The following is a 25202-nucleotide window of genomic DNA, read 5'->3' on the forward strand; positions in this document are numbered from 1 at the left end:
TCAGCGGCGCGCGACCGACCTGAGGTCGATGCCGAGCAGCGCGTCGATCGCCGCGAGGCTGCCCTCGTCGGCCGGGGCGCGCTGGATGAACGCGTCGACCGCCTGGAGCGCCGCGGGGGTGCTGAGGTCGTCGTGCAGCGTCACGCGCAGCCACGGCACGACGCTCTCGGCGAGCGACGGGTCGTCGTCGGGCGTCGTCGACCACTCGAGCCAGCGGTCGAGCCGCTGCTCGGCGGCCTCGAGCTGGTCGTCGGTCCACTCCCAGTCCTCGCGCCAGTGGTGCGCGAGGAGCGCGAGCCGCACCGCGGCGGGCCGCGCGCCCTGCTGCAGCAGCCGCGAGACGAGCACGAGGTTGCCGAGCGACTTCGACATCTTCTCGCCCTCGTAGGCGACGAGCCCGGCGTTCAGCCGCACCTCGCTGAACATGCGGGCGCCGAGCGCGAGCGCGTGGTGCCCCTGCATCTCCTGGTGCGGGAAGCGCAGGTCGCGCCCGCCGGCGGCGACGGTGAAGGGCGTGTGGAGCTCCTGCATCGCGATCACCGTGCACTCCACGTGCCAGCCGGGGCGGCCGCGGCCGAGCACCGAGTCCCACGCGGGCTCCCCCGGCCGCTCGGCGCGCCACAGCAGCGGGTCGAGCGGCGAGCGCTTGCCCGGCCGATCCGGATCACCGCCGAACTCGCGGGTGAGCTCGAGCATCTCGTCGGCGCCCGTGCGGCTGCCGAAGCCCATCGGGAACTGCCGCTGCCGCGTGGTGTCGAACAGCACGTCCTCCCCGAGCGGCGTGCCGTCCTCGCCGACCGCCGGCAGCGCGTAGGCGTCGCCGGTGTCGAGCATCCGCCGCACCGCGTCGGCGATGGGCTGGATGCGCTCGGTCACGGCGACCCACGAGTCGGGCGGCAGGATGCGCAGCGCCTCCATGTCGTCGCGGAACAGCTGCTGCTGGCGCTCGGCGAGCTCGCGCCAGTCGACCCCGTCGCGCGCGGCGCGCTCGAGCAGCGGGTCGTCGACGTCCGTCGAGTTCATCGCGGTGCGCACGTCGAGCCCGGCGTCGAGCCAGACGCGCGTGAGCGTGTCGAACGCGAGGTAGGTGAAGGCGTGGCCGAGGTGCGTGGCGTCGTACGGCGTGATGCCGCACGTGTACATGGATGCGACGGGGCCGGCGGGCACGACGGCCCGGCCATCGCGGCGCACGTCGTGCACGCTCGGCCGCTCGCCCGCGCCGTGGCCGAGGCGGTCGAGGTCGGGGACGCCGGGGCGCTGCCAGGAGCGCATCAGCCGGCCTCGATCCAGCCCGCGGCGAGCGCGACGAGCAGCACGGTGCCGAGCGCGATGCGGTAGACGACGAACGGCAGGAACGAGCGGCGCGAGATCCAGTCCATGAGCAGCTTGATCACCGCGATGCCGACGACGAACGCGACGACGGTCGCGGCGATCGTCGGTCCCCAGCCGAGCCCGACCGACGACGGCTCCGAGACCGCCTGCATCGTCTCGTAGATGCCGGCGCCGAAGACGGCGGGCACCGCGAGGAAGAACGCGTACTTCGCCGCGGCGGGCCGCTCGTAGCCGAGGGCGCGGCCCATGCTCGTCGTCGCGCCCGAGCGCGAGACGCCGGGGATGAGCGCGAGCACCTGCGCGAGCCCGATGAGGAGCCCGTCGCGGTAAGTGGTGGTCTCGAGCGTCTTCACCCGCTTGCCGAGCATGTCGCACAGGCCCAGGATCACGCCGAAGACGATGAGCACCGTCGCGGTGATCCAGAGCGAGCGCCACTGGTCGCGGATGAGGTCCTGGAACAGCACGCCGGCGACCACGATCGGCACGGTGCCGATGATGACGAGCCAGCCCATCTTCACGTCCGGGTCGTCCTTCGGCACGCGGCCCGAGAAGGAGCCGAACCACTTCCCGATGATGCGGGAGATGTCGCGCCAGAAGAAGATCACCACGGCGAGCTCGGTGCCGATCTGCGTGATGGCGGTGAAGGTGGCGCCCGGATCCTCGGCGCCGGGCAGGAAGAGCCCGGCGATGCGCAGGTGCGCGCTCGAGGAGATGGGCAGGAACTCGGTCGCCCCCTGGAGGGCGCCGAGCAGGATCGCGATCAGCCAGTCCATGGTCCTCAGTAGGTCAGCAGCAGGTCTTCGAGCACGTCGGTGCCGAAGTCGAGGGCGTCGAGCGGCACGCGCTCGTCGACGCCGTGGAACATGGCGGCGAAGTCGAGCTCCGGGGTGAGCCGCAGCGGCGCGAAGCCGTAGCCGGCGATGCCGAGCTCCGAGAGCGCCTTGTTGTCGGTGCCGCCGGAGAGCATGTACGGCAGCACCGGCGCGTCGGGGTCGTGGCGGCCGAGGCTCGCCGTCATCGCCTCGACGAGCGCGCCGCCGAAGGGGTGCTCGATGCCGACGTCGCCGTGCACGAGCTCGATCTCGATCTCGTCGCCGACGAGCGCCTGGATCGCGTCGATCGCCTCGCGCTCGCGACCGGGCAGCGGCCGCACGTCGATGCGCGCCTCGGCGACCGAGGGGATCACGTTGTGCTTGTAGCCCGCGTCGAGCATCGTCGGGTTGGCGGTGTGGCGCAGGCTCGACCGCAGGAAGCGCGAGATCGTGCCGGTGCGCTCGGCGACCGCGTCGGGGTCGTCGGCCGGAGTGCCGAGCAGCCCGGCGATGCGGGCGATGAGCTCGCGCGTCGTGTCGGTGAGCTCGACCGGGAACTCGTGGGCGCCGACCGCGGCCACCGCGGCGGCGAGCTTCGTCACGGCGTTGTCGCGCATGTGCTGCGAGCCGTGCGCGGCGGTGCCGCGCGCGCGCAGCAGGATCCACTGCAGGGCCTTCTCGCCCGTCTGCAGCAGGTACGCGCGCTGCCCGGCGATCTCGACCGAGTAGCCGCCCACCTCGCTGATCGCCTCCGTGGCGCCGGCGAAGACCTCGGGATGGTTGCGCACCATCCACTGCGAGCCGAAGATGCCTCCGGCCTCCTCGTCGGCGAAGAACGCGAGCACGAGGCCCCGGCGCGGGCGCCGGCCCGAGGCGAGGATGCGCTCCACGGCCGCGAGGATCATCGCGTCCATCTGCTTCATGTCGACGGCGCCGCGGCCCCAGAGCAGTCCGTCGCGGATCTCGCCCGCGAACGGGTCGACGCTCCACTCGGCGGCGTCCGCAGGCACGACGTCGAGGTGCCCGTGCACCACGAGCAGCGGCAGCGAGGGGTCGCTGCCCTCGATGCGGGCGATCACGGTGGCGCGGCCGGGGGCTGCCTCGAAGGTCTCGCTCGCCACGCCCATCGACGCGAGCACGTCGGTGACGTACGCCGCCGCATCCGCCTCTCCGGACGAGCGGCCGCCGCCCCAGTTCTGGGTGTCGAAGCGGATGAGGTCCCTCGCGAGCTGCACGGTGCGGGTCGTCTGGTCGGTCACCAGCCAAGGCTAGCCGCCGCCGTCGGTCATCCCTGCCCGCTGGGCCGTGCTAGAGTCATCTCTCGGTCCACCAAGTGGTCCGACACCTTGCGCGGGTGGCGGAAATGGCAGACGCGCTAGCTTGAGGTGCTAGTGCCCGTATTAGGGCGTGGGGGTTCAAGTCCCCCCTCGCGCACAGACAGAGGCCCGGAGCTCATCGCTCCGGGCCTCTGCCCGTTCCTGCCAGCGGATGCGCGTGCGGATGCGGGCCATGGTGCCGCCCAGGCGGCCGGGCTACGGTGCTCCCATGGCATCCGTCTTCGACTCCATCCGCAGGACCGGCTTCCGCCGCGGCCCCTCCCGCCTCCTCGCCGGCATCTGCGGCGGCATCGCCGCGCAGCTGCGCGTCAACGTCTGGATCGTCCGGCTCGTCATGCTCGTGCTGTTCGCGCTGCCGGTGGTCGGCTGGGGCCTGTACCTCGTGGTCTGGGCGCTCACGCCCAACCAGTCGGGGTCGATCCCGCTCGAACGATGGCTCGGCCGCCGCTGAGCCACGCCGCCCTGCGACGCTAGTCGCCGCCGGAGGGCCCGGTGTCGTCGCGCTTGCGCTCGCGCCGCAGCATGCTCGCCGGGGCGACCGCCGCTGCGCCGAAGCGGTCGTGCACGGCGTCCATCGCGCGCTCCGCGCTCCCCCACGTGGCCGTGTCGTCCCACAGGAGGCCGTGGTCGGCGGCGTCCTGCACCGAGCTGGCGCGCACGCCGAGGAGCCGCACGGGCGGCAGCCCGCCGAGCGCGTCGAGCAGCGACCACGCCGTCTCGACCAGCACGCGCGTCACATCCGTCGGCTCCGGCAGCGTGCGGGAGCGCGTGATGGTGCGGAAGTCGTGGAAGCGCACCGTGAGCGTCACCGTGCGCGCCTGCACGCCGGCGTCGCGCAGCCGCCGGCCGACGCCCGTCGCGAGCCGCAGGATCTCGCCCTGCAGCTCGGCCTGCGCCGTCACGTCGTGCGAGAACGTGTGGTTGTGCCCGAACGTCTTCTCGTGCGGGCGCTCGCGCACCTCTCGCGGATCGCGCGCCCAGGCGAGGTCGTGCAGGTGCCTGCCGGTCGCCTCGCCGAACCAGGCCATGAGCCGCTCGAGCGGCGTCGCCGCGACGTCGCCGACCGTGTGCAGGCCGTAGCGGGCGAGCCGCTCCTGCTGCTTCGGTCCGACGCCCGACAGCGCCGACACGGGCTGCGGGTGCAGGAAGCCGAGCACGGCGTCGTCGGGCACGACGAGCAGCCCGTCGGGCTTGGCGCGCGAGGAGGCGAGCTTGGCGATGTGCTTCGTGCCCGCGGCGCCGACGGAGGCGACGAGGCCGGTCTCGGCGCGCACGCGCTCGCGCAGCGCGGCGCCGATGCGGTTCGCACCGCCGGAGAGCCGCCGCAGGCCCGCGATGCCGACGAACGCCTCGTCGATGCCGAGCCGCTCGACCTCGGGAGAGACGTCGTCGAGGATGCCCATCACCTGGCTCGAGAGGCGCTGGTACAGCCGGAAGTCGGGCTCGAGGATGATCGCGCGCGGGCACAGCTGGCGCGCGCGGGCCATCGGCATCGCCGAGTGCACGCCGTACCTGCGGGCCTCGTAGGTCGCGGCCGTGACGACCGAGCGGCTCGAGTCGTGGCCGATCACCACCGGCAGGCCGACGAGGTCGGGGCGGGCCAGCAGCGACGCGGAGGCGAAGAAGGCGTCGAGGTCGACGTGGAGGATCGTCGCGGTCGTGTCGTCGACCTCGGGCCCCGACACGAGGCGGTTCGAGCCGTCCTGCTTGCTCACTCCCCCATCGTCCCACGCACCGCCCACGGTGCCTGCGGCGAGCGGCCGGAGCAGGCAGGATGGGAGGCATGCAGCACGCCGGCATGGAGCATCCGTACACCCGCTACGTCGCCCTCGGCGACAGCTTCACGGAGGGCGTCGGCGACGAGGAGCCCGACCTGCCCAACGGCGTGCGCGGCTGGGCCGATCGCGTCGCCGAGGAGCTCGCGCGCACCCGCCCCGACTTCGCCTACGCCAACCTCGCGATCCGCGGGCGGCTGCTCGGGCAGATCGTCGACGAGCAGCTCGAGCCCGCCATCGCGCTCGAGCCCGACCTCGTCACCATCTCGGCCGGCGGCAACGACCTCATCCGGCCCGGCGGCGACCCCGACCTGCTCGCAGCCCGGCTCGACGAGGTCGTGGGGCGCCTGCGCGCGACCGGCGCCGCGGTCGTGCTCTTCAACGGCCCCGACATCGCGATGACGCCCGTGCTGCGCTCCATCCGCGGCAAGGTCGGCATCTACAACGCCAACCTCTTCGGCGTCGCCGCGAAGCACGGCGCGGTCGTCGCCGACATGTGGTCGGCCCGGCACCTGCAGCAGCCGCAGATGTGGGCGCCGGACCGGCTCCACTTCTCCCCCTACGGCCACCACGCGATCGCGATGCTCGTGCTCGACGCGCTCGGCGTGCACCACGACCTCACCGCGATGGAGCCCGAGCCGCTGCCGGCGCGCAACTGGCAGCGCATGCGCCTCGACGACCTGCACTGGGCGCGCGAGCACCTCGCGCCGTGGGTCGTGCGGCGGCTGCGCGGGCAGTCGTCGGGCGACGCGATCCTGCCGAAGCGGCCGGTGCCGGGGCCCGTGCGGCCGGCCGAGCAGCACGAGGCCTGAGGCGACGCGTCGCCGGGCGACGGCCGGCTCAGTCGAAGTACCAGCCCACGACGTCGACCGGATGCGTGAGGCGCCACGCGAGGTCGGGTGCGGCGAGCATGCCGTCGGCCCGCACCGGCGTGCTCGACGTCTCGCCGTCGTGGTCGGTGAGCGACGCCTGCCCCACCTCGGAGCGCGGGGCGCCCGGCTCGACCGCGCCCGCCTCGGCGGTCGCGGTCGGCTGCTGCGCGCCGAAGACGTCGGCGTCGAGGTCGCTGAGGGTCGACGCGGTCGTGGTCGCGCCCCAGGGCGCCCGGAACTCGGCGACGACGGTGCCGGCGGGCACGATCGTGCGCCGCTGGAAGTCGTCCCAGAGGCTGTCGAGCAGGGTGAGCATCGCCTCGTCGGTCTCGTCGGCGGCGATCGTGCCCATCACGACCGCGACGATGCGGCGCGGCTCGCCGTCGACGACGCGCTCGGCCGTGACGAAGAGGTTGCGCCCCCAGACCTTGAGCGTGCCGGTCTTGCCGCCGTCGACGAAGCCCTCGCCGAGGATGCGGTTGGTGCTCGGCGCGATGCCGATGCCCGGGATCGCCACCTCCTCGAGCTGCAGCGTGGCGAGCACGACCGGGTCGGCGACCGCGAGCAGCCCGATGCGGGTGAGGTCGGCGGCGCTCGAGACGCTGCGGGCCGAGAGCCCGATGGGATCGGCGAGGGACGTCTGCTCGAGCCCGTGCCGCTCGGCCCACGCGGCCGACGCATCGAGGAACGCGTCGATCGAGCCGAAGCCCCAGTTCGCGAGCGACCACGCGGCGTTGCCGGCCGAGTCGACGAGCGCCCACTCCATGAGGTCGCGCTGCGTGACGACCATGCCGTCGTAGACGGGCGCGATGGGCGCGTTGTCGGCGAGCGCCTCGCCGAGCGCGACGAGGTCGGGCCGGCCGAGCGTGATCTCGGCGCCGCGGTCGTCGCCCTCGATCGGGTGCGCGTCGAGCACGACGAGCACGGTGACGAGCTTCGTGATGCTCGCCATCGGGTGCGCCTCGTCGCTGCCCCACGCCTCGGCGGCGCCGTCGACGCCGACGACGGCGTAGCCGGCGGCGCGCGCGGTCTCGGGCCACGCCACCGACGCGGCGCCGGGCTCCGCGGCCTCGATCGGCACGGACGTCGCGGCGACGGCGGGCGGGGGCGCGAAGGCGAGCGCGACGCCGAGGACCGCGGCCGCCGCCAGCAGCGCGACGACGAGCGCGCGCACGAGCACGACGAGCGGATGCGGCCGGCTGGCGCGCTGGGAGGCGGCGGTGACCGCGCGGTGCGTCATCGCAGCGCCCACATCGCCACCGCCGCGGAGGCCGCGACGTTGAGCGAGTCGACGCCGTGGTGCATCGGGATGCGCACGACCCGGTCGGCGGCGGCGATCGCGCGCCGCGACAGGCCGGGCCCCTCGGAGCCGAAGACGAGCGCGACCCGGTCGGCGGGTGCGAGCGCGTACTCGGCGAGGTCGACCGCGTCGTCGGCGAGCGCCATCGCGACCACCTCGAAGCCGGCCTCGCGGAAGACCGGCATCGCGGTCTCGAGCGCGTCGATGCGGGTCCAGGGCACCTGGAGCACCGTGCCCATCGAGACGCGCACGCTGCGCCGGTAGAGCGGGTCGGCGCACGTGCCCGTGACGAGCACCGCGTCGGCGCCGATGCCGGCGACCGAGCGGAACGCGGCGCCCACGTTCGTGTGGTCGACGAGCCCGTCGAGCACGACGACGCGACGTGCGCTCGCGAGCAGCGCCGACGCATCCGGCAGCACGGGCCGCTGCATCGCGGCGAGCGCGCCGCGGTGCAGGTGGAACCCGGTGAGCCGCTCGAGCACGGGCTCCTCGCCGACGAACACGGGCACGTCGCGATCGGCGACGAGCTCCTCGACCTCCGGCAGCCAGCGCGGCGCGACGAGCACCGAGCGCGGCTCGTGGCCGGCGCGGAGCGCGCGCGCGAGCACGGTCTGCGACTCGGCGATGTAGAGGCCGCGCTCAGGCTCGGTGCGGCGGCGGAGCGCGACGTCGGTGAGCCCCACGTAGTCGTGCAGGCGGGGGTCGTCGAGGGAGTCGATCGCGATGACCTGCATGTGCCGCCGACCTCCTCCGCCGGTGGCCCAGCCTACCGGCGACTACGGTGGGGACCGTGCTCGACACCGCCATCGACCTGCTCCGCGGCCGCCGCATCGCGGTGCTCACGGGCGCAGGCATCTCGACCGACTCCGGCATCCCCGACTACCGGGGCGAGGGCGCTCCGCGCCGCACGCCGATGGTGTTCGACACCTTCCTGAGCAGCGAGGACGCCCGCCGGCGCTACTGGGCCGGCAGCCACCTCGGCTGGCGCAGCTTCGCCTCGGTGCACCCGAACGACGGCCACCGCGCGCTCGCGCACATGGAGGAGGCGGGCCTCATCACCGGCATCGCCACCCAGAACGTCGACGACCTGCACGAGCGGGCCGGCTCGGCGAACGTCACGCACGTGCACGGGCGGCTGCACACCGTGTCGTGCCTGCGCTGCGGGCGCACCTTCGACCGGCACCGCATCGCCGACGAGATCGAGCGGCTGAACCCGTGGATCGCGATGCCCGAGCAGGTGCGGCTGCAGCCCGACGGCGACGTCGAGATCGACGCGTCGCAGGAGTTCGAGGTGCCGTCGTGCCCCGTGTGCGGCGGCATGCTGAAGCCCGACGTCGTCTTCTTCGGCGAGACCGTGCCGCCGCAGGTGTTCGCCGAGGCGCGCGACATCATCGCCGCGGGCGACGCGGTGCTCGTCGCCGGCTCGTCGCTCGTCGTGAACTCCGGCACGCGGCTGCTCGAGGTCGCGCGGCGCGCCGACGTGCCGATCGTGATCGTGAACCGCGGCGAGACGCGCTGGGACGCGCGCTCCGCCGTGCGCGTCGAGGGCGGCACGAGCGAGACGCTGTCGGCGATCGCCGACGCGCTCATCGCGCCTTTTTAACGCCTCGCCTCGGCCGCGATCCGCTCCAGGAACGCGCCCAGCCGCACCGCCGACTCGCGCCAGGTGTGCTTCGCGGCCTGGGCGAGCGAGGCGCGCGAGACGGCCGCCCACTCCCCCTCGAGCGCCCGCACGGCGCGGGCGAGCGCATCCGCGTCCCCGACCGGGAAGAAGCGCGCGGCGTCGCCGCCGATCTCGCGGAAGATCTCGGTGTCGGCGATCACCGCGGGCACGCCGAGGCTCATCGCCTCGAGCACCGGGATGCCGAAGCCCTCGTCGCGGGACGCGTGCACGAAGGCGGTGGCGCTCCGCAGCAGGTCGGCGTAGTCGGCGTCCGAGACGCCGTCGTGGAAGACGAGGGATGCGCCGGGCGCGAGCGCGGTCAGGCGCGCGCGGGTGGCGGGGTCGACGCGGCTGCACAGGTGCAGCTCGTGCCCGGGCAGCAGCGCGGCCGCCCGCACGAGCGTCTCGACGTCCTTGTAGGGCATGAACGAGCCCATGTAGACGAGCCGCCGCGTGGGCGGCTGCTCGTGCGCGACGGGCGCCCCGAGCGACGAGGGCGCGTTGCCGACCACCGCGACGGGCCGCCGCGTGAGGCGGTGGCGCTCGAGCAGCCGGCGGGTCGTCTCGGAGATCGTGACGACGCCGTCGACGGCGTTCAGCAGCATCCGCTGCGGCGCGAACGACAGGTGGTAGAGCCGCCACAGCCCGCGCACGAGCGGCGACTGGTCGCGCGGCGGCGTGCGGTGGCGGTAGTAGATGAGGTCGTGCACGGTCGTCACGAGCGGCCAGGCGCGCCCGACCGAGCCGATCGTCTGCATGGGCGAGAACGCGATGTCGGCGGGCACGCGCCGCAGCCGCCAGGCCGTGAGCGGCTCGAGCACGCCGGCCGGCGACGGCCCCAGCAGGTGCGGCAGCGCCGGCAGCATGCGCAGCTGGCGCTCGTCGCTCACGAGCATCGTCACGTCGTGGTCGCGGGCGAGCTCGCGCACGAGCTCGGCCGAGTAGCGGGAGATGCCGTCGTGGTGCTCGAGGCGCACGTAGCGGCAGTCGAAGAGGATGCGCACGCGGCTACCGCGCCTCGGCGAGGAAGCGGCGGATGATCGCGGCGGCCTCGCGGGGCTGCTCGTAGTGCACGAGGTGGCCGACGCCGTGCAGCACCGACAGCCGCGCGTCCCGGAAGCGGGTGCGGAGCCGGTGCTGCTCGGCGATGGGGGTGATGTCGTCGCGGTCGGCGGCGATCAGCTGCACCGGCTGCGGGATGCGGTGCGCGACCTCGCCGACCGTGTGGCGGATCGAGGCGTCGAAGGCCTCGAGCACCGAGCGGCGCGAGGCGTAGCGCGAGAAGTAGCGGTCGTGCTGGTCGTGGATCCAGCGCTTCAGCCGGCGGTCGCGCGTCTTCGCCATGAAGGCGCTCATGCCGCGCACGATCGGCGGCGCGCCGAGCAGCGCGAGCCCCGCGCGCTCGGGGAGCGCCGCCGCGGCGCGGTAGTAGCCGAGGGCGAGGAGCGACCCGAGCCGGTCGCCGCCCTCGAGCGCCGGCGTCGCGATGGGGTTGACGAGCACGATGCGAGGCGCCTCGAGGCCGCCGGCCGCGGCGTGCGCGACCACGATGGAGCCGAAGGAGTGGCCGAGCACCGCGGCGCCGGGCGCCACGACGGCGACGAGCGCCCGCAGCCACGCGGCGTACGCGTCGATCGTGGCGTGCGGCAGCGCATCCGACTCCCCGAACCCGGGCAGGTCGGGCACGATCGTGCGCATGCCCGGCAGGTGGGCGACGATCGGCTCGAGCCCGTGGTGGTCGCCCCGGAACCCGTGCACGAGCACGAGCGGCGGGGCGGCGGGGTCGCCGTACTCGAAGACCGCCGTGCGCGTGCCGTCGACCACCGCGTCGTACCGGCGCTGCGGCAGCGCGTCGAGCAGCGCGGCGTACGGGGACTCGATCGGCACCCGCCGAGCCTACCGGCGGGTGTGGGCGGCCGCGGCTACCGTGGGCGCATGGTCGGAACGAACGTGCAGCAGCTCCCCCTCCCGGTCGAGCGGGCGACGGCCGAGCCGGTCGCGGCTGGGCCGGTGGCGGCTTCGCCGCAGCTCCACCGCCCGATCCTCGCCGTGAGCCCCCACGCACCCGACCGCTGGATCGACCGCCTGGTGGTCTTCGACCTCGAGACGACCGGCGTCGACCCGACCGAGGCGCGCATCGTCACCGCGTACGTCGGCGTGCTGGATGCGTCGGGCGCGGTCGTCGAGGAGCGCTCCTGGATCGTCGACCCCGGCATCGACATCCCCGAGGGATCGGTCGCCGTGCACGGCATCACCACCGAGCGCGCCCGCGCCGAGGGTGCCCAGGCGGCGGTGGCGGTCTGCGAGATCCGCGACGTGCTGGCCGGCTACTGGGCGCAGGGGCTCGCGGTGTGCGCGTTCAACGCCGCCTACGACATCTCGCTGCTCGACGCGGAGTGCCGCCGGCACGGCCACGAGCCGCTCGCCGCGATGCCGGTGATCGACCCGATGGTGCTCGACAAGCAGCTCGACCGGTTCCGCCGCGGCAAGCGCACGCTCACCGTCGCGAGCGAGGTGTACGGCGTCGAGCTGCTCGACGCGCACGACGCGAGCGCCGACGCGATCGCCGCCGGCCGCATCGCGCAGGCGATGGCGATGCGGTTCCCCGAGCTGCGCATCGACCCGATCTCGCTGCACGAGCTGACGGCCGGCTGGGCCGACGAGCAGGCCGCGGGCTTCGAGGAGTACCGCCGCCGCACCGACCCCTCCTTCAGCGCCGGGCGCGGCTGGCCGCTGCGGTCCTGAGCGCCTCCGGCGTTCGGGGCTGACGCCCCAGCCCGCGGTCCTGCCGCCCCGCCGGCACGGCTCCTGGAGCACCCGACCATGTCAGTGGCCGGGTGTTGTCTTGCTGCATGGAGGGCTTCGGCATCGACGCGGAGGAGTACATCGCCGCCGTGCGCGCGGGAGCCATCGACCCGCACGGCGCGACGGCGCTCGAGCTCGAGGCATCGCTCGAGGCGTTCGACCGCGAGTGGCGCGAGCGGCTCCTCGCGCTCTCCGACGCCGAGGTCGACGAGCTCGCGCGCTCCGGCTCGCCGCTGCCGCTCATGCCGACGGCGGTCGAAGGCACGAGCGAGCAGCAGTTGCGCCTCGACGCCCAGTTCGCGGGCCGCATGCGGGCGCTCGAGCAGCAGTCGGCACGCATCGAGGGCGAGCGCCGGGCGCTCATGGCCGAGCACCTGCAGCGCGCGCTCGACGACGGGCGCGACTCCGGCGTCGCGATCCGCGAGCTCGCCTCGCTCGCGGCGGTCGAGCTGCGCGTGTCGCACCGCGGGCTCGAGCGCCGCATGACCGAGGCCTGGCAGCTCGTGCGCGAGCTGCCGGCGGCGCACGAGTCCGCCGCCGCGGGGCGCATCACCGTCGGCCACCTGCGGGTGATCGAGGCCGAGACGCGCGCGGTGCGGCTCGACCCCGCGATCGAGCCCCACGAGCGGGAGGCGGTCGAGGCCGAGCTCGTGCGCATCGCCGAGGCCACGACCCCCGGCAGGCTCCGCGCCCGCGCGAAGCGCGCGGTGCAGCGGGTGCTGACGACGCCCCTCCAGCAGCGGCACGACGTCGCGCGCGAGCGAAGGGCGGTCGAGCTCCACGACCGCGGCGACGGCATGTGCGACCTCGTCGCGCACGTCCCGGCCGCGCTCGGCGCGGGCATCCTCGACCGCCTCACGCAGGCGGCGCGCGGCAAGCCGAAGGACGATCCGCGCACCGCCGACCAGTTCCGAGCAGACGCGCTGTGCGAGGTGCTGCTCGTGGGCGTCGTCCCCGACGACGCGCACGGCGTCTCGCCGCTGCGCGCCCACGTCGCGATCACGATCCCGGCCACCGAGCTGCTGCGCGACGAGGGCACGCCGGGGCTGCCGTTCCCGGCGGCGCTCGACGGGCGGATCCTCGTCGACCGCGCCACCGCCCGGTGGCTCGCCGGCGGCGCGAGCGCCTGGGAGCGCCTGTTCACCGATCCGGTCACGGGCGTGGCCAGCACGGTCGACACCTACCGCCCGAGCGCCGCGCAGCGGAGGTGGCTGCTCGCGCGCGACGGCGGCTGCCGATTCCCGCTCTGCGCGGCCGCCGGCATGCGCGCCGACCTCGACCACACCCTCGACTGGGCCAGGGGCGGCGCCACGAGCCTCGACAACCTGGCCACGCTGTGCCGCGGAGACCACGTGCTGAAGCACGCCTCCGGCTGGCGCATGCGCCAGCTCGGCCACGGCGTCATCGAGTGGACGACACCGCTCGGCGCGACGCTCGTCGACGAGCCCGTGCCCGTCGGACCGACGTTCGCCGATCTGCGGGCCGCAGCGCCGCCCGGCGAGCCGGCCCCGCCGTCGCCGGACGACTGGTGGAGCGCGCGGGTCGAGCCGGATCCGCAGCTGCTGCGCTACGTGTGCGGGCAGTCGACAGGCATGGCCTGGGAGCGCGGCCTCGCTCCGCCGCGCGAGTCTTGACGGGAGGAGCCGGCCGCGGGCATGACGAAGGGCGACGAGCCGAAGCCCGTCGCCCTGCGTGTCAGGCGCTGCGCGCCAGAGATGTCGCTGCTGCGATCAGCCGCCGAAGCCCTTGTAGCGGTTCTTGAACTTCTCGACGCGGCCGGCCGAGTCCATGATGCGCTGCTTGCCCGTGTAGAACGGGTGCGAGGCGCTCGAGATCTCGACGTCGATGACGGGGTACGTCTCGCCGTCCAGCTCGATCGTCTTGTCGCTGGTGATCGTCGAGCGCGTGAGGAACGTCTCGCCCGAGGCGAGGTCGCGGAACACGATCGGCTGGTAGTCGGGGTGGATCTCGGTCTTCATGGTCGTCCTTGGTGTCGCTCGAGCGCGGAAAGTCCTTCGGCCAACGTGCGGGCCGACTGACGAGTGTATCAGGTGGTCGGGGTGCGGGCGGGCCTCAGCGCGTCGCGCGAGCGGCCCACCGGCCGCCCTCGTGGGCGATCTCGAGCGGCAGCCCGAAGGTCTCGGTGAGGTGCGCATCCGTCAGCACGTCCTCGAGCGGCCCGGCGGTGACGATGCGGCCCTCGCGCAGCAGCATGCCGTGCGTGAAGCCCGGCGGGATCTCCTCGACGTGGTGCGTCACCATGATGATCGCGGGCGCCAGCGGGCTCGACGCGTACTCCTCGAGCGACTGCAGCAGCGACTCGCGCGCACCGAGGTCGAGGCTGCCCGCCGGCTCGTCGAGCAGCATGAGCTCGGGGTCGGTCATGACCGCTCGGGCGATCTGCACGCGCTTGCGCTCTCCGTCGGAGAGCGTGCCGAAGGTGCGGGTCGAGAGGCCCGTGAGGTCCCACGCGTCCATCACCTCGGCCGCGCGCTCGAGGTCGAACGACTCGTAGCGCTCGCGCCAGCGGCCCGTCACGGCGTAGGCGGCCGTGAGCACGACGTCGCCGACGCGCTCGGTCGCGGGGATCTGTCGCGCGAGCCCGGTGGCTGCGAGCCCGATGCGGGTGCGCAGCTCGAAGACGTCGACGCCGCCGACCCGCTCCCCCAGCACGTGCGCCGTACCGGAGGTCGGATGCGCCGTGGCGGCCGCGATCTGCAGGATCGTCGACTTGCCCGCGCCGTTCGGCCCCAGGATCACCCAGCGGTCGGCCTCGTCGACCGTCCAGGAGAGCTGATCGAGGATGCGGTTGCCGCCACGGACGAACGAGACGTCGTGGAGCTCGAGGACGCTGGCCATAGGAGCGAGCCTACCGAGCGCGCTCGGCGATCACCGCCGCGTAGACCTCGCGCGTCTGCTCGGCGATGCGCCCCCAGTCGAAGTGCTCGGCGGCGCGCCGGCGGCCCGCCTCGCCCATGCGGCGCGCGGCCTCCGGGTCGGCGACCATGCGGGTGAGCGCGTCCGCCAGGTCGGCGACGTAGCGATCGGGATCCGTGGGCGTGCCGGTGCCGTCCTGCACCTGGTCGATCGGCACGAGGAAGCCGGTGACGCCGTCGTCGATGACCTCGGGGATGCCGCCGGTCGCCGAGCCGACGACGGGTGCCCCGCACGCCATCGCCTCGAGGTTCACGATGCCGAGCGGCTCGTAGACGCTCGGGCAGACGAACGTCGTCGCGTGCGTGAGCAGCACCCGCAGGTCGTCGCGCGGCAGCACCTCGTCGATCCACACGATGCCCTCGCGGGTCTGCTGGAGCTCCTGCACCAGGCCCTTCACCTCGGCCATGATCTCGGGCGTGTCGGGCGCGCCGGCGCACAGGATCAGCTGCACGTCCTCCGGCAGCGCCGCGGCGGCGCGCAGCAGGTGCGGCAGCCCCTTCTGCCGCGTGATGCGCCCGACGAAGACGACCGAGGGCCGATCCGGGTCGAGGCCCAGCTCGCGGGCGCGGTCGGCGTCGACGTTCGGCGACCAGCCGTCGAGGTCGATGCCGTTGTAGATCGTGACGACCTTCTCCGGGTCGAGCGCGGGGTACGAGCGCAGGATGTCGGCGCGCATGCCGTTCGACACCGCGATCACGCGGTCGGCCGCCTCGTAGGCGCGGCGCTCGATGTCGCTCGAGATGCGGTAGCCGCCGCCGAGCTGCTCGGCCTTCCACGGCCGCAGCGGCTCGAGCGAGTGCGCGCTCACCACGTGCGGGATCCCGTGCAGCTCCTGCGCGAGCCTGCCCGCCTCGTTCGCGTACCAGGTGTGCGAGTGCACGAGGTCGGAGCCGGCGACCGCGTCCGCGATCTGCAGGTCGACCGCGAGCGTCTGCAGCGCCCCGTTCGCGTCGGCGAGCTCGGCCGGCACGTCGTAGGCGGTCGTGTCCGCCTCGTCGCGCGGCTGCCCGAAGCAGCGCACCTGCACCTCGATCGAGCGCCGCAGCGCCTTCACGAGCTCGGTGACGTGCACGCCGGCGCCTCCGTAGATGGCCGGCGGGTACTCCTTGGTGACCAGGTCGACGCGCATGGCTTCACAGTACGCGAGCGGCCCCGTGCGGCGGCGCGCTCCCTGGTGGCGACCAGGGCGGGCGCATAGGGTGACGACATGGACAAGAAGGTCTTCGGGATCGTGCTCGCCGGCGGCGAAGGGAAGCGGCTGATGCCGCTGACGGCGGACCGCGCCAAGCCCGCGGTGCCGTTCGGCGGCGCGTACCGCCTGATCGACTTCGCGATCTCGAACCTCATCAACTCGAGCCTGCGGCAGATCGTCGTGCTGACGCAGTACAAGTCGCACTCGCTCGACCGCCACGTGTCGCAGGTGTGGCGCATGTCGTCGATGCTGAACTCCTACGTCACCTCGGTGCCCGCCCAGCAGCGCACCGGCAAGCACTGGTTCGCCGGCTCCGCCGACGCGATCTTCCAGTCGCTCAACCTCGTCGCCGACGAGAAGCCCGACATCGTCGTCGTGGTCGGCGCCGATCACGTCTACCGCATGGACTTCCGCGACATGATCGACGCGCACATCGCCTCCGGCGCGCGCGCCACCGTCGCCGGCATCCGCCAGCCCCTCGAGCTCGCCAACCAGTTCGGCGTCATCGAGGAGGACGCCGACCGGCCCGGCATCATCCGCGCCTTCCACGAGAAGCCCGCCGACGCATCCGGCCTCGTCGTCGCCCCGGGCGAGGTGCTCGCCTCCATGGGCAACTACGTCTTCGACGCCGACGCGCTCGTCGAGGCCGTCACGGCCGACAACGAGCTCGAGGGCTCGAACCACGACATGGGCGGCGACATCGTGCCCTGGTTCGTCGAGCGCGGCGAGGCCGCCATGTACGACCTGAAGAACAACACCGTCCCGGGCGCGACCGAGCGCGACAAGTACTACTGGCGCGACGTCGGCACGATCGAGTCGTTCTTCGACGCGCACATGGACCTCATCTCGGCGCTGCCGATCTTCAACCTCTACAACCGCGAGTGGCCCATCTACACGCAGACCGTGAACGCGCCGCCCGCGAAGTTCACCAGGGATGCGTGGGGTCGCGCCGCCGACGTCAACGAGGCGATCGTCGGCGCGGGCTCCGTCGTGCAGGGCGCGTCGATCGTGCGCAGCGTCGTCTCCCCCTGGTGCGTCGTCGACGCCGGCGCGACCGTCTCCGACGCGATCCTGTTCGACCAGGTGCGCGTGGGCGCCGGCGCCGTCGTGCGCCGCGCGATCATCGACAAGGAGGTCGAGATCGGTCCGGGCGTGCAGGTGGGCGTCGACCACGACGCCGACCGCGCCCGCGGCTTCTCGGTCTCCGCCTCCGGCATCGTCACGGTGCCCAAGGGCCAGAAGATCCATCAGTGACCGGGGCGCAGCTGCTCGTCGTCACCGATGTCGATTCGACCCTCATCCGCGATGAGGTGATCGAGCTGCTCGCGCGCGCCGTCGGGCCGGCCGCCGAGCGTCACGTCGCCGCGGTCACCGAGCGCGCGATGCTCGGCGAGCTCGACTTCGCCGCCTCGCTCGCCGAGCGCCTCAGCATCCTCCGCGGCCTGCCCGCGTCGGTCGTCGACGAGGCGCGCGCCCAGGTCACCGTCACCGACGGCGTGCCCGAGCTCATCGCCGCCGTCCACGAGCGCGGCGGCGTCGTCGCGGCGGTCTCGGGCGGCTTCCACGAGGTGCTCGACCCGATCGCCGCCGACCTGGGCATCGACCACGCGCGCGCCAACCGGCTCGAGGTGCGCGACGGGCTCCTGACCGGCCGCTCGACCGGTCCCGTCATCGACGGCGCCGCCAAGCGCGACACGCTCGAGTCGCTGCGCCTCAACTACGGCGTGCCGCGCGAGCGCACGATGGCCGTCGGCGACGGCGCGAACGACCTGCTGATGATGGGCGCCGCCGGCGTCTCGGTCGCCTTCTGCGCGAAGCCCGCCGTGCGCGCGCAGGCCTCGGCGATCGTCGAGGAGCCCGACTTCCGCCTGCTCATCCCGCTGCTCCCCGCTTGAGGCGCACCGTGCCCGGCCAGCGCATCGCGATCGTCTCGGACATGCACGGCAACCTCGGCGCCTTCGAGGCGGTGCTCGCCGATGCGCGCGAGCGGGGCGCGGATGCGGTGTGGTGCGGCGGCGACCTCGTCGGCAAGGGCCCGCGCGGCCGCGCCGTCGTGGAGCTGGCGCGCGAGGCGTGCGACGTCGTCGTGCGCGGCAACTGGGACGACGCGGTCGCCGACCCCTCGGCCGCGCCGTGGTCGGCGCCCGAGTGGTACCGCGACGAGGTGGGGCCCGAGGGCGTCGCGTGGCTCGGCGCCCTGCCGTTCCACCACGACGCGCAGCTCGCGGGGCACCGCGTGCGGCTCTTCCACGCGTCGTCGACGTCGGTGCACCACCGGGTGCGCTGGGGCGCCGACGACGCGACCTTCGACGAGATGTTCCGGGCGACGGATGCGACGGGCCCGGTCGGCGACGCCGACGTCGTCGTGTACGGCGACCTGCACGACCAGTGGCTCGACGTCCGCTGCGGCCGGCGGCTGCTCAACACCGGCAGCGCCGGCAACGCGCTCGACGGCGACCCGACCGCCGCCTACGTGCTCCTCGACGACGACGGGCCCGGCCGGCTGTCCGTGCGCTTCGTCCGCGTGCCCTACGACGTCGACGCCGAGATCGACGTGGCGCGCGACATGCGCAGCCCGTTCCTCGAGCACTGGATCGAGCAGCTCCGCACCGGGCAGTACCAGCGCCGGATCTGACGCTCCGCCACGGGGCGAGGACTCCCCCGCTCCCGGTCTCGGATCGAGGAGCCATCGTCCTCGATGCGCAACCGATCCTCGATCCGTGCGGCGTCAGTCCTCGAGCAGCGCCCGCAGCCGCTCGAGGTCGGCGGCCACGGCCCGCGCGTCCGCCTCGAACGCATCCGCCGACATGCCGGGCAGCCGGCGCAGGGTGAAGACCACCTCGGCGCCGAGCGGATGCGCGAGCACGCGGAGCGGGTTGTGCACCACCGCGCCGCCCGGCAGGGTCACGTCGTGGTCGAGCACGCCGAGGTCGTTCGGCGGCGCGAAGCGCACCCGCACCTCGCCCATCGGCGAGTCGACGACGAGCGCGTCGCCCTCGCGGCGGAGGGCGCCGGAGGCGAGGCCCGCCGCCCACTGCGGCAGCCGCTCCGGGTCGCCCGCGACCGCGGCGACCTCGCGCCGGTCGCGCCGGATCACGACGGAGAGGTGCCGGCTCTCCATCGCCCGGCCGCTGTCCATCGCGGCGTCAGTGCCCCATGCCGAGGCCGCCGTCGACGGGGATGACCGCGCCCGAGATGTAGGCGGCCTCGTCGCCCGCGAGCCACCGCACCACGCCGGCGACCTCGGCGGCGCTGCCGTACCGGCCGGCCGGGATCGCCTTCCGGTACTCGGCCTGCGTCTGCTCGTCGAGCTCGGCGGTCATGTCGGTCTCGATGAAGCCGGGCGCGACGACGTTCGCCGTGATGCCGCGGGCGCCCAGCTCGCGCGTGATCGACCGCGCGATGCCGACGAGGCCGGCCTTCGACGCGGCGTAGTTGACCTGGCCGGGGCCGCCGTAGAGCCCGACGACGCTCGAGATCAGCACGATGCGGCCCCACTTCGCGCGCAGCATGCCCTTCGAGGCGCGCTGCACGACGCGGAACGCGCCGCCCAGGTTGGTGTCGACGACGTCGGTGAAGTCCTGCTCGCTCATCCGCATGAGCAGCGTGTCGCGGGTGATGCCGGCGTTCGCGACCACGACCTCGACGGGGCCGAGCTCGGCCTCGACCTGCGTGAACGCCGCGTCGATCGAGGCGGCGTCGGTCACGTCGGCAGCGACCGCCAGCGCCCCCTCGGGACCGGAGCCGTCGCGCGAGGTGATCGCGACGCGGTGCCCGGCGTCGAGGAAGGACTGGGCGATGGCGCGGCCGATGCCGCGGTTGCCGCCGGTGACGAGCACGGTGCGAGAGGTCATGCGAGCCAGCCTACGTCGCAGGGCGTGCGCATAGCGGCCGCGCGTAGACTGCCCAGAGCCATGCGAGCTCGATCCGCGTCGATCACCGACCTCCCGATCTCCCCTGACGAGGATCGTCAGAGGCGCTTCCGCACGTACCTCATCCTCATGCTCGTGCGCGTCGCGTGCCTCGGCATCTTCTTCGTGGTGCCCGACTGGTGGAAGCTGATCCCCGCGTTCTTCGCCGTGTTCATCCCCTACTTCGCCGTCGTCATCGCCAACCAGGTCGGCAGCACCGGGCCCGAGGTCGGCCGCGTCGCGCCGAACGCGCTGCCGCCGGGTCCGTCCGGCGGCTCCCCGACCGGCAGCACCGGCACCTCCGGCCCGTCCCCGGACGAGCGCCCGTGAGCCTGCTGTCGATGCTGGGCGGCGGCACGGCGACGCCGTGCTCCGCGGCCGGCTGCGCCGCCGACGCGGTGCACGCCGTGCACTGGCGCAACCCCCGCATCCACCCCGTCGACCGCGTGAAGACCTGGGCGGCGTGCGACGAGCACCGCGCGCAGCTCGAGGCGTGGCTCGCGTCGCGCGGCTTCCCGGTCGCGGTGACGCCCTTCGGCGAGAGCGTGGAGCGGGTCGCCTGATGCTCCGCCTGCTCCGCCAGCCGCGCTGGCTCGGCTACCTCGCGCTGGCGACCGCCTTCGCCATCGCCTGCAGCGCCTTCGGCGTCTGGCAGTGGAACCGCCGCGAGGAGGCGCTCGCCGCCATCGAGCGGCTCGAGTCGAACTACGACCGGCAGCCCGTGCCGGTGGCGGATGCGCTCCCCCAGCCGGGCGCGTTCGACCCCGACCGGCAGTGGACGCCGGTGCTGCTCGAGGGCGAGTACCTGACGGAGGAGCAGCTCCTGCTGCGCGGCCGCTGGCGCGGCGGCCAGGTGGGCTTCGACGTCATCGCGCCGTTCCGCACGGCCGACGGCACCGTCTTCGTCGTCGACCGCGGCTGGATCGACCAGGCGGAGGGCGCCGAGGAGCCCGTCACCGCGCCGGCGACGCCCGAGGGCCCGACGACGGTGGTGGCGCGGCTGCGCCCCAACGAGGGCGACATCGCCGGACGCGGCGCGCCCGAGGGGCAGATCGCGTCGGTCAACCTGCCGTCCATCGCCGAGGGGCTCGGCGCGCCGACCTACACCGGCGCGTACGGCCTGCTCGTGAGCGAGGACGGCGCCGCGCCCGGCGACGTCGCGATCGCCGCGCGGCCCGTGCTCGACGAGGGCCCGCACCTGTCGTACACGCTGCAGTGGTTCGTCTTCGCGCTCGGCGGCTACGCGGCCGTCGCGTGGGGCCTGCGCGAGGAGCTGCGCGGCGGCGCGGCGACGCCGCGGCCCGGGCGCGTGCGGCGCACGGACGCCGACGTCGAGGACGACATCCTCGACCGCGGCTAGCGAGCCGCCGCTAGCTGGCGCCGGCGTCCGGGTCGTCGCGCCGCACGACCGGGATCGCCTCGGTGCGCAGCGCCGGCACCCGCCAGTGCAGCAGCTCGCTCGCGATGCGCAGCCCGCACACGAGCAGCGCGAGCAGGCCCAGCACGAGCCAGCTGCCGACCCCGAGCTCGACCGCGGCCGCCGCGGCGCTCGAGCCGACGAGCGCGGGCAGGAGGTAGAGCCGCGACTCGCGGCGGAACACGGCCGGGATCTCGTTCGCGAGGGCGTCGCGCAGGATGCCGCCGCCGATGCCGGTGAGCATGCCGACGAACGCCGCCCCCACCGGTCCGACGCCGAAGTCGATCGCCTTCCTCGCGCCCTCGACGGCGAAGATGCCGAGCCCGATCGCGTCGAACACCAGCACCGGGCGGTCGAGGCGCTCGATCCACCGGTGGAGGACGAAGACCACGAGCGCGCCCGCGAGGGCGACCGCGAGCATCCACCAGTCCACGAGCGCCGCGACCGGCGTCGCGCCGATGAGCAGGTCGCGGATCATGCCGCCGCCGGTCGCGGTGACGACCGCGAGGCCCGCCATGCCGACGACGTCCATGCGCTTCTGCACGGCGAGCAGCGCACCCGAGATGGCGAACGCCAGGATGCCGACCGCCGAGAAGCCGTCGCGCAGGACGGCGAGCCAGCCGGTCGGCTCCTCCACCGCTACGCCAGCCCGATGAGGTCGAGGTACTCCGGGCTCCAGAGGTCCTCGGTGCCGTCGGGCATGATGAGCACCCGCTCGGGGTCGAGCGCCTCGACGGCGCCCTCGTCGTGGCTGACGAGGATGACCGCGCCCTCGTAGGCGCCGAGCGCGCCGAGGATCTCCTCGCGGCTCGCGGGGTCGAGGTTGTTCGTCGGCTCGTCGAGCAGCAGGAGGTTGGCGCTCGAGACGACGAGCATCGCGAGCGACAGGCGCGTCTTCTCGCCGCCCGAGAGCACGCGTGCGGGCTTGTCGGCGTCGTCGCCCGTGAAGAGGAAGGAGCCGAGCACGCGCCGAGCCTCGGTCGAGGTGATGTCGGGCGATGCCGAGAGCATGTTCGCGAGCACCGAGCGCTCGACGTCGAGCGTCTCGTGCTCCTGCGCGTAGTAGCCGACGCGCAGGCCGTGGCCGCGCTCGATCTCGCCCGTGTCGCTCTCGGAGACGCCGGCGAGGATGCGCAGCAGCGTCGTCTTGCCGGCGCCGTTGAGGCCCAGGATCACGACGCGCGAGCCGCGGTCCACCGCGAGGTCGACGGCCGTGAAGATCTCGAGCGACCCGTACGACTTCGACAGGTCGCGCGCCATGATCGGCGTCTTCCCGACCGGCGCCGGCTTCGGGAAGCGCAGCTTGGCCACGCGGTCGACGGCACGGACGTCCTCGAGCCCGGAGCGCATCCGCTCGGCCCGCTTCGCCATCTGCTTCGACGCGACGGCCTTCGTGGCCTTCGCGCCCATCTTCGCCGCCTGCAGCTCGAGCTGGCTCGCCTGCTTCTCGACGTTCGCGCGCTCGCGCTTGCGGCGCTCGGCGTCGGCCTCGCGCTGGCGCAGGTACAGCTTCCACGACATGTTGTAGATGTCGATCACCTGGCGGTTGGCGTCGAGGTAGAAGACGCGGTTCACGGTCTCCTCGACGAGCTGCACGTCGTGGCTGATGATGAGCAGCCCGCCCTGGTAGCCCTTCAGGAACTCGCGCAGCCACACCACCGAGTCGGCGTCGAGGTGGTTGGTGGGCTCGTCGAGCAGCATCGTGTCGGCGCCCGAGAAGAGGATGCGCGCGAGCTCGATGCGGCGGCGCTGGCCGCCCGAGAGCGTCTCGAGCGGCTGGTCGAGGATGCGGTCGGGCAGCTGCAGGTTCGACGCGATCGCGGCGCCCTCGGCCTCGGCCGCGTAGCCGCCGAGCGCCAGGAAGCGGTCCTCGAGCCGGCTGTAGCGGCGCATCGCGTCGTCGGCGACGGTGCCGCCCTCCCCCATCTGCTCGGTCGCCAGGCGCATGCCCTCGACGAGCTCGCCGAGCCCGCGGGCGTCGAGGATGCGGCGGCGGGCCGTCTGCTTCGGGTCGCCCGAGCGCGGGTCCTGCGGCAGGTAGCCGATCTCTCCCGAGCGCTCGACGGTGCCGGAGAAGGTGTGGCCGTCGCGGTCGTCGCTGATGCCGGCGAGCACCTTCGTCATGGTGGTCTTGCCGGCGCCGTTGCGGCCCACGAGCCCGATCTTGTCGCCCGCGGAGATGCGAAACGAGACGTCGGTCATCAGGGTGCGCGGGCCCACGGAGAGCTCGAATTCGCGCACGTCGATCATGTCGGTCCTGTCGGGGTGGGGGTCGCGGGCGGCACGCCCAGCCCTCCATGCTACCCACCGAGCGGCCCGGCGTCAGCGCCAGCGGTGCAGGAGCGAGCCGATCTCGTCGGTGAGCGCCGCCTGCAGCCGGGGCCCGAACGTCACGCGCCGCATGCCCGCCGCGCGGGTCGACGCGAGGTCGCCGAACACCGAGCCGTCGATCGGATGCGCGGTGACGTTCACGGGCAGGGTCACGCACTCGAGGATGCTCGTGACGGCCTCCGGGCTCGGCGGCTTCACGGGGTAGAGCGAGCGCGCGCCCGCCTGCTCGGCGAGCAGGCAGCGCTCGATCGCCTGCTCGAGCGGGTCGGCGCCGTGCAGCTCCGGGCGGGCGAACGCGTCGGTGCGCGCGTTGATCACCACGTCGACACCGGCGGCGTCAGCCGCGGCGCGCAGGCCCGCGACGTAGTCGGCGTGCTCCTGCGGCTCGCGCATCCGGTCCTCGCCGTGCACGGTGTCCTCCACGTTGAGGCCGACGGCGCCCGCCTCGAGCAGGCGGTCGATCAGCTCGGCGGGCGGCACCCCGTAGCCCGACTCGAGGTCGGCGCTGACGGGCACGTCGACGGCGGCGGCGATGCGCGAGACGGCCTCGAGGGCCTCGGCGAGCGACATCCCCTCGCCGTCCGCCTGCCCGCGCGACTCGGCGACGGGATGGCTGCCGATCGACAGCGCGGCGAAGCCGGCGTCGACGACGGCGCGGGCCGACCACGCGTCCTAGACGGTGGGGAGCACGACGAGCTCGTCGTGCATCGACAGCAGCGTGGAGGCCTTGCGTGCGAGATCGCTCATGCGGCGATGCTAGGCGGGCCGCCTGGGATGCCGCCCGGGCATCCGCGTCGTCCTAGGCTGTCGCCATGACTGCAGCCCCCGCCCTCTCGCGCCGCACCGTGCTCGCCGACGCCCTCGTCGGGCAGCGCACCCTGGTCAAGGACCTGCTGCTCGTCGTCGCCGGCATCGCCGTCGTCGCCGCGCTCGCGCAGGTCGAGATCCCGATGTGGCCCGTGCCGATCACCGGCCAGACGCTCGGCGTCATGCTCGTCGCCGCGTCGCTCGGCTTCCGCCGCGGCGTCGCCGCGCTCGCCGGCTACCTGGGCCTCGGCCTCGCCGGCGCCCCCGTCTTCGCCGGCTTCACCGGCAGCATCGCCGCCGTCGGCACGCCGAGCTTCGGATACATCATCGGCTTCGTCGCCACCGCCGCGGTCGTCGGCTGGCTCGCCGAGCGGCGCTGGGACCGCCGCCCGCTGCTCGCCATCGCGCTCTTCGGCCTCGCGAGCCTCATCCCGTTCGTGTTCGGCATCCCCTACATGGCCGCCGTGCTCGCCGCGCTCGGCACGCCCGTCGACCTGCCGACGGCGCTCGCCTTCGGATTCACGCCGTTCATCGTCGGCGGCATCGTCAAGTGGGCGATCGCCGCGGCGGCGATGCCCGCCGCGTGGGCGGGCGTCCGCGCCCTCGACCGCGCGGCCGACTGACCGCATCCGCACCCGACCGACAGGGTCCGCACCGCGACGGTGCGGACCCTCCGTCGTCGGAACGCCGGCCGGCGGCGGCGGATGGGGC

The 25202-nt window shown here is 73.9% G+C and carries 27 protein-coding genes, 1 tRNA gene and 1 pseudogene; 13 read left to right on the forward strand and 16 right to left on the reverse strand.

Annotated elements, in window-relative coordinates; genetic code table 11:
• From FQ330_RS06130 to FQ330_RS06140, 3 genes are read right to left on the reverse strand one after another with little or no spacing between them, the layout of a single operon-like run.
• Positions 1–1272, reverse strand: coding sequence for a cysteine--1-D-myo-inosityl 2-amino-2-deoxy-alpha-D-glucopyranoside ligase (locus tag FQ330_RS06130; protein WP_128189375.1), 1272 nt, complete (start codon positions 1270–1272; stop codon positions 1–3).
• Positions 1272–2105 carry an undecaprenyl-diphosphatase UppP gene (uppP, locus tag FQ330_RS06135; RefSeq protein ID WP_146356058.1) on the reverse strand — a complete coding sequence of 278 codons (834 nt, stop codon included), beginning with the start codon at positions 2103–2105 and terminating at the stop codon, positions 1272–1274. Before uppP ends, FQ330_RS06130 begins: the two co-directional genes overlap by 1 nt.
• A gap of 5 nt (positions 2106–2110) precedes the next feature.
• On the reverse strand, positions 2111–3403 hold the full coding sequence (locus tag FQ330_RS06140) for a M20/M25/M40 family metallo-hydrolase (protein ID WP_146356060.1): 1293 nt from the start codon (positions 3401–3403) through the stop codon (positions 2111–2113).
• Positions 3404–3492: 89 nt separating this feature from the next.
• On the opposite strand from FQ330_RS06140, the gene FQ330_RS06145 reads away from it, so the two are divergent.
• Together FQ330_RS06145 and FQ330_RS06150 are read left to right on the forward strand one after the other, a co-directional pair.
• Positions 3493–3578, forward strand: a tRNA-Leu gene (locus FQ330_RS06145).
• 111 nt (positions 3579–3689) lie between these two features.
• Positions 3690–3932: a PspC domain-containing protein gene (locus FQ330_RS06150; RefSeq protein WP_128189379.1), complete on the forward strand. Its 243-nt coding sequence runs from the start codon at positions 3690–3692 to the stop codon at positions 3930–3932.
• A gap of 19 nt (positions 3933–3951) precedes the next feature.
• On the opposite strand, the gene dinB is transcribed toward FQ330_RS06150, so the two are convergent.
• Positions 3952–5196 carry a DNA polymerase IV gene (dinB, locus tag FQ330_RS06155; protein ID WP_146356062.1) on the reverse strand — a complete coding sequence of 415 codons (1245 nt, stop codon included), beginning with the start codon at positions 5194–5196 and terminating at the stop codon, positions 3952–3954.
• A gap of 68 nt (positions 5197–5264) precedes the next feature.
• On the opposite strand from dinB, the gene FQ330_RS06160 reads away from it, so the two are divergent.
• Positions 5265–6068: an SGNH/GDSL hydrolase family protein gene (locus tag FQ330_RS06160; RefSeq protein WP_225792720.1), complete on the forward strand. Its 804-nt coding sequence runs from the start codon at positions 5265–5267 to the stop codon at positions 6066–6068.
• A gap of 28 nt (positions 6069–6096) precedes the next feature.
• On the opposite strand, the gene FQ330_RS06165 is transcribed toward FQ330_RS06160, so the two are convergent.
• Together FQ330_RS06165 and FQ330_RS06170 are read right to left on the reverse strand one after the other, a co-directional pair.
• Positions 6097–7368, reverse strand: coding sequence for a D-alanyl-D-alanine carboxypeptidase family protein (locus tag FQ330_RS06165; RefSeq protein ID WP_146356064.1), 1272 nt, complete (start codon positions 7366–7368; stop codon positions 6097–6099).
• A complete protein-coding gene (locus FQ330_RS06170; RefSeq protein ID WP_146356066.1) occupies positions 7365–8162 on the reverse strand; it encodes a TrmH family RNA methyltransferase in 798 nt (265 codons plus the stop codon). The genes FQ330_RS06165 and FQ330_RS06170 overlap by 4 nt, the downstream gene beginning before the upstream one ends.
• A 56-nt stretch (positions 8163–8218) precedes the next feature.
• Here FQ330_RS06170 and FQ330_RS06175 point away from each other — a divergent pair, with 56 nt between their 5' ends.
• Complete coding sequence (locus FQ330_RS06175; protein ID WP_225792721.1) at positions 8219–9031, forward strand: Sir2 family NAD-dependent protein deacetylase; 813 nt, start codon at positions 8219–8221, stop codon at positions 9029–9031.
• Here FQ330_RS06175 and FQ330_RS06180 read toward each other — a convergent pair.
• Together FQ330_RS06180 and FQ330_RS06185 are read right to left on the reverse strand one after the other, a co-directional pair.
• Entirely contained in the window at positions 9028–10095 is a 1068-nt protein-coding gene (locus tag FQ330_RS06180) for a glycosyltransferase family 4 protein (protein WP_146356068.1), read from the reverse strand. The genes FQ330_RS06175 and FQ330_RS06180 overlap by 4 nt on opposite strands.
• A 4-nt stretch (positions 10096–10099) precedes the next feature.
• Positions 10100–10978, reverse strand: a complete 879-nt coding sequence (locus tag FQ330_RS06185) for an alpha/beta fold hydrolase (RefSeq protein WP_146356070.1) — start codon at positions 10976–10978, stop codon at positions 10100–10102.
• 48 nt (positions 10979–11026) lie between these two features.
• Between FQ330_RS06185 and FQ330_RS06190 the strand changes: the two genes are divergently transcribed.
• Together FQ330_RS06190 and FQ330_RS06195 are read left to right on the forward strand one after the other, a co-directional pair.
• Positions 11027–11836 (forward strand): 3'-5' exonuclease, encoded by an 810-nt coding sequence (locus FQ330_RS06190; protein WP_146356072.1) that lies wholly within the window; start codon positions 11027–11029, stop codon positions 11834–11836.
• A gap of 107 nt (positions 11837–11943) precedes the next feature.
• Positions 11944–13530, forward strand: a complete 1587-nt coding sequence (locus tag FQ330_RS06195) for an HNH endonuclease signature motif containing protein (RefSeq protein ID WP_146356074.1) — start codon at positions 11944–11946, stop codon at positions 13528–13530.
• A 96-nt stretch (positions 13531–13626) separates the two neighbouring features.
• Here FQ330_RS06195 and FQ330_RS06200 read toward each other — a convergent pair whose 3' ends face one another.
• From FQ330_RS06200 to glgA, 3 genes are all read right to left on the reverse strand, one after another.
• Positions 13627–13875: a type B 50S ribosomal protein L31 gene (locus tag FQ330_RS06200; protein WP_128190198.1), complete on the reverse strand. Its 249-nt coding sequence runs from the start codon at positions 13873–13875 to the stop codon at positions 13627–13629.
• 94 nt (positions 13876–13969) lie between these two features.
• Positions 13970–14755, reverse strand: coding sequence for an ABC transporter ATP-binding protein (locus tag FQ330_RS06205; protein ID WP_146356076.1), 786 nt, complete (start codon positions 14753–14755; stop codon positions 13970–13972).
• Positions 14756–14765: 10 nt separating this feature from the next.
• Positions 14766–15962 carry a glycogen synthase gene (gene glgA / locus FQ330_RS06210; protein WP_146356078.1) on the reverse strand — a complete coding sequence of 399 codons (1197 nt, stop codon included), beginning with the start codon at positions 15960–15962 and terminating at the stop codon, positions 14766–14768.
• A gap of 78 nt (positions 15963–16040) precedes the next feature.
• Here glgA and glgC point away from each other — a divergent pair, with 78 nt between their 5' ends.
• The 3 genes from glgC to FQ330_RS06225 are packed head-to-tail and all read left to right on the forward strand — an operon-like array spanning position 16041 to position 18660.
• Positions 16041–17279, forward strand: coding sequence for a glucose-1-phosphate adenylyltransferase (gene glgC / locus FQ330_RS06215; RefSeq protein ID WP_146356080.1), 1239 nt, complete (start codon positions 16041–16043; stop codon positions 17277–17279).
• Positions 17276–17920: a phosphoserine phosphatase SerB gene (serB, locus tag FQ330_RS06220; protein WP_146356082.1), complete on the forward strand. Its 645-nt coding sequence runs from the start codon at positions 17276–17278 to the stop codon at positions 17918–17920. The genes glgC and serB overlap by 4 nt, the downstream gene beginning before the upstream one ends.
• 8 nt (positions 17921–17928) lie before the next feature.
• The gene (locus tag FQ330_RS06225; protein ID WP_146356084.1) at positions 17929–18660 is read left to right on the forward strand and encodes a metallophosphoesterase family protein; all 732 of its coding nucleotides are present in this window, start codon (positions 17929–17931) and stop codon (positions 18658–18660) included.
• A gap of 93 nt (positions 18661–18753) precedes the next feature.
• On the opposite strand, the gene FQ330_RS06230 is transcribed toward FQ330_RS06225, so the two are convergent.
• Both FQ330_RS06230 and fabG read right to left on the reverse strand, forming a co-directional pair.
• Entirely contained in the window at positions 18754–19146 is a 393-nt protein-coding gene (locus FQ330_RS06230; protein ID WP_205649664.1) for an SRPBCC family protein, read from the reverse strand.
• Between the two features lie 25 nt (positions 19147–19171).
• Positions 19172–19879, reverse strand: coding sequence for a 3-oxoacyl-ACP reductase FabG (fabG, locus tag FQ330_RS06235; protein WP_146356086.1), 708 nt, complete (start codon positions 19877–19879; stop codon positions 19172–19174).
• Between the two features lie 60 nt (positions 19880–19939).
• Between fabG and FQ330_RS06240 the strand changes: the two genes are divergently transcribed.
• The 3 genes from FQ330_RS06240 to FQ330_RS06250 are packed head-to-tail and all read left to right on the forward strand — an operon-like array spanning position 19940 to position 21296.
• Positions 19940–20266: a DUF3099 domain-containing protein gene (locus FQ330_RS06240; RefSeq protein ID WP_146356088.1), complete on the forward strand. Its 327-nt coding sequence runs from the start codon at positions 19940–19942 to the stop codon at positions 20264–20266.
• A complete protein-coding gene (locus FQ330_RS06245) occupies positions 20263–20499 on the forward strand; it encodes a hypothetical protein (protein ID WP_396131181.1) in 237 nt (78 codons plus the stop codon). Before FQ330_RS06240 ends, FQ330_RS06245 begins: the two co-directional genes overlap by 4 nt.
• Positions 20499–21296, forward strand: a complete 798-nt coding sequence (locus FQ330_RS06250) for an SURF1 family cytochrome oxidase biogenesis protein (protein ID WP_146356090.1) — start codon at positions 20499–20501, stop codon at positions 21294–21296. Before FQ330_RS06245 ends, FQ330_RS06250 begins: the two co-directional genes overlap by 1 nt.
• A 10-nt stretch (positions 21297–21306) precedes the next feature.
• Here the strand turns inward: FQ330_RS06250 and FQ330_RS06255 are convergent, their stop codons facing one another.
• From FQ330_RS06255 to FQ330_RS06265, 3 genes and pseudogenes are all read right to left on the reverse strand, one after another.
• Positions 21307–21990, reverse strand: coding sequence for a trimeric intracellular cation channel family protein (locus FQ330_RS06255; protein WP_146356092.1), 684 nt, complete (start codon positions 21988–21990; stop codon positions 21307–21309).
• A 2-nt stretch (positions 21991–21992) separates the two neighbouring features.
• Positions 21993–23603 (reverse strand): ABC-F family ATP-binding cassette domain-containing protein, encoded by a 1611-nt coding sequence (locus FQ330_RS06260; protein ID WP_146356094.1) that lies wholly within the window; start codon positions 23601–23603, stop codon positions 21993–21995.
• A 72-nt stretch (positions 23604–23675) separates the two neighbouring features.
• A pseudogene (locus FQ330_RS06265) lies at positions 23676–24344 on the reverse strand (isocitrate lyase/phosphoenolpyruvate mutase family protein); the annotation flags it as partial.
• Positions 24345–24496: 152 nt separating this feature from the next.
• On the opposite strand from FQ330_RS06265, the gene FQ330_RS06270 reads away from it, so the two are divergent.
• Entirely contained in the window at positions 24497–25114 is a 618-nt protein-coding gene (locus FQ330_RS06270) for a biotin transporter BioY (protein ID WP_128189696.1), read from the forward strand.
• Positions 25115–25202: the final 88 nt, after the last annotated feature.

Source organism: Agrococcus sediminis (genome assembly GCF_007923295.1).
Lineage (GTDB): Bacteria > Actinomycetota > Actinomycetes > Actinomycetales > Microbacteriaceae > Agrococcus > Agrococcus sediminis.

Excerpts from the sequence above, each read along its gene's own strand:
- FQ330_RS06130 (WP_128189375.1), bottom strand. The coding sequence starts at position 1,272 with ATGCGCTCCTGGCAGCGCCCCGGCGTCCCCGACCTCGACCGCCTCGGC.
- uppP (WP_146356058.1), bottom strand. The coding sequence starts at position 2,105 with ATGGACTGGCTGATCGCGATCCTGCTCGGCGCCCTCCAGGGGGCGACC.
- FQ330_RS06150 (WP_128189379.1), top strand. The coding sequence starts at position 3,690 with ATGGCATCCGTCTTCGACTCCATCCGCAGGACCGGCTTCCGCCGCGGC.
- FQ330_RS06160 (WP_225792720.1), top strand. The coding sequence starts at position 5,265 with ATGCAGCACGCCGGCATGGAGCATCCGTACACCCGCTACGTCGCCCTC.
- FQ330_RS06165 (WP_146356064.1), bottom strand. The coding sequence starts at position 7,368 with ATGACGCACCGCGCGGTCACCGCCGCCTCCCAGCGCGCCAGCCGGCCG.
- FQ330_RS06170 (WP_146356066.1), bottom strand. The coding sequence starts at position 8,162 with ATGCAGGTCATCGCGATCGACTCCCTCGACGACCCCCGCCTGCACGAC.
- FQ330_RS06190 (WP_146356072.1), top strand. The coding sequence starts at position 11,027 with ATGGTCGGAACGAACGTGCAGCAGCTCCCCCTCCCGGTCGAGCGGGCG.
- FQ330_RS06195 (WP_146356074.1), top strand. The coding sequence starts at position 11,944 with ATGGAGGGCTTCGGCATCGACGCGGAGGAGTACATCGCCGCCGTGCGC.
- FQ330_RS06200 (WP_128190198.1), bottom strand. The coding sequence starts at position 13,875 with ATGAAGACCGAGATCCACCCCGACTACCAGCCGATCGTGTTCCGCGAC.
- FQ330_RS06205 (WP_146356076.1), bottom strand. The coding sequence starts at position 14,755 with ATGGCCAGCGTCCTCGAGCTCCACGACGTCTCGTTCGTCCGTGGCGGC.
- glgA (WP_146356078.1), bottom strand. The coding sequence starts at position 15,962 with ATGCGCGTCGACCTGGTCACCAAGGAGTACCCGCCGGCCATCTACGGA.
- glgC (WP_146356080.1), top strand. The coding sequence starts at position 16,041 with ATGGACAAGAAGGTCTTCGGGATCGTGCTCGCCGGCGGCGAAGGGAAG.
- FQ330_RS06230 (WP_205649664.1), bottom strand. The coding sequence starts at position 19,146 with ATGGAGAGCCGGCACCTCTCCGTCGTGATCCGGCGCGACCGGCGCGAG.
- fabG (WP_146356086.1), bottom strand. The coding sequence starts at position 19,879 with ATGACCTCTCGCACCGTGCTCGTCACCGGCGGCAACCGCGGCATCGGC.
- FQ330_RS06240 (WP_146356088.1), top strand. The coding sequence starts at position 19,940 with ATGCGAGCTCGATCCGCGTCGATCACCGACCTCCCGATCTCCCCTGAC.
- FQ330_RS06250 (WP_146356090.1), top strand. The coding sequence starts at position 20,499 with ATGCTCCGCCTGCTCCGCCAGCCGCGCTGGCTCGGCTACCTCGCGCTG.
- FQ330_RS06260 (WP_146356094.1), bottom strand. The coding sequence starts at position 23,603 with ATGATCGACGTGCGCGAATTCGAGCTCTCCGTGGGCCCGCGCACCCTG.
- FQ330_RS06270 (WP_128189696.1), top strand. The coding sequence starts at position 24,497 with ATGACTGCAGCCCCCGCCCTCTCGCGCCGCACCGTGCTCGCCGACGCC.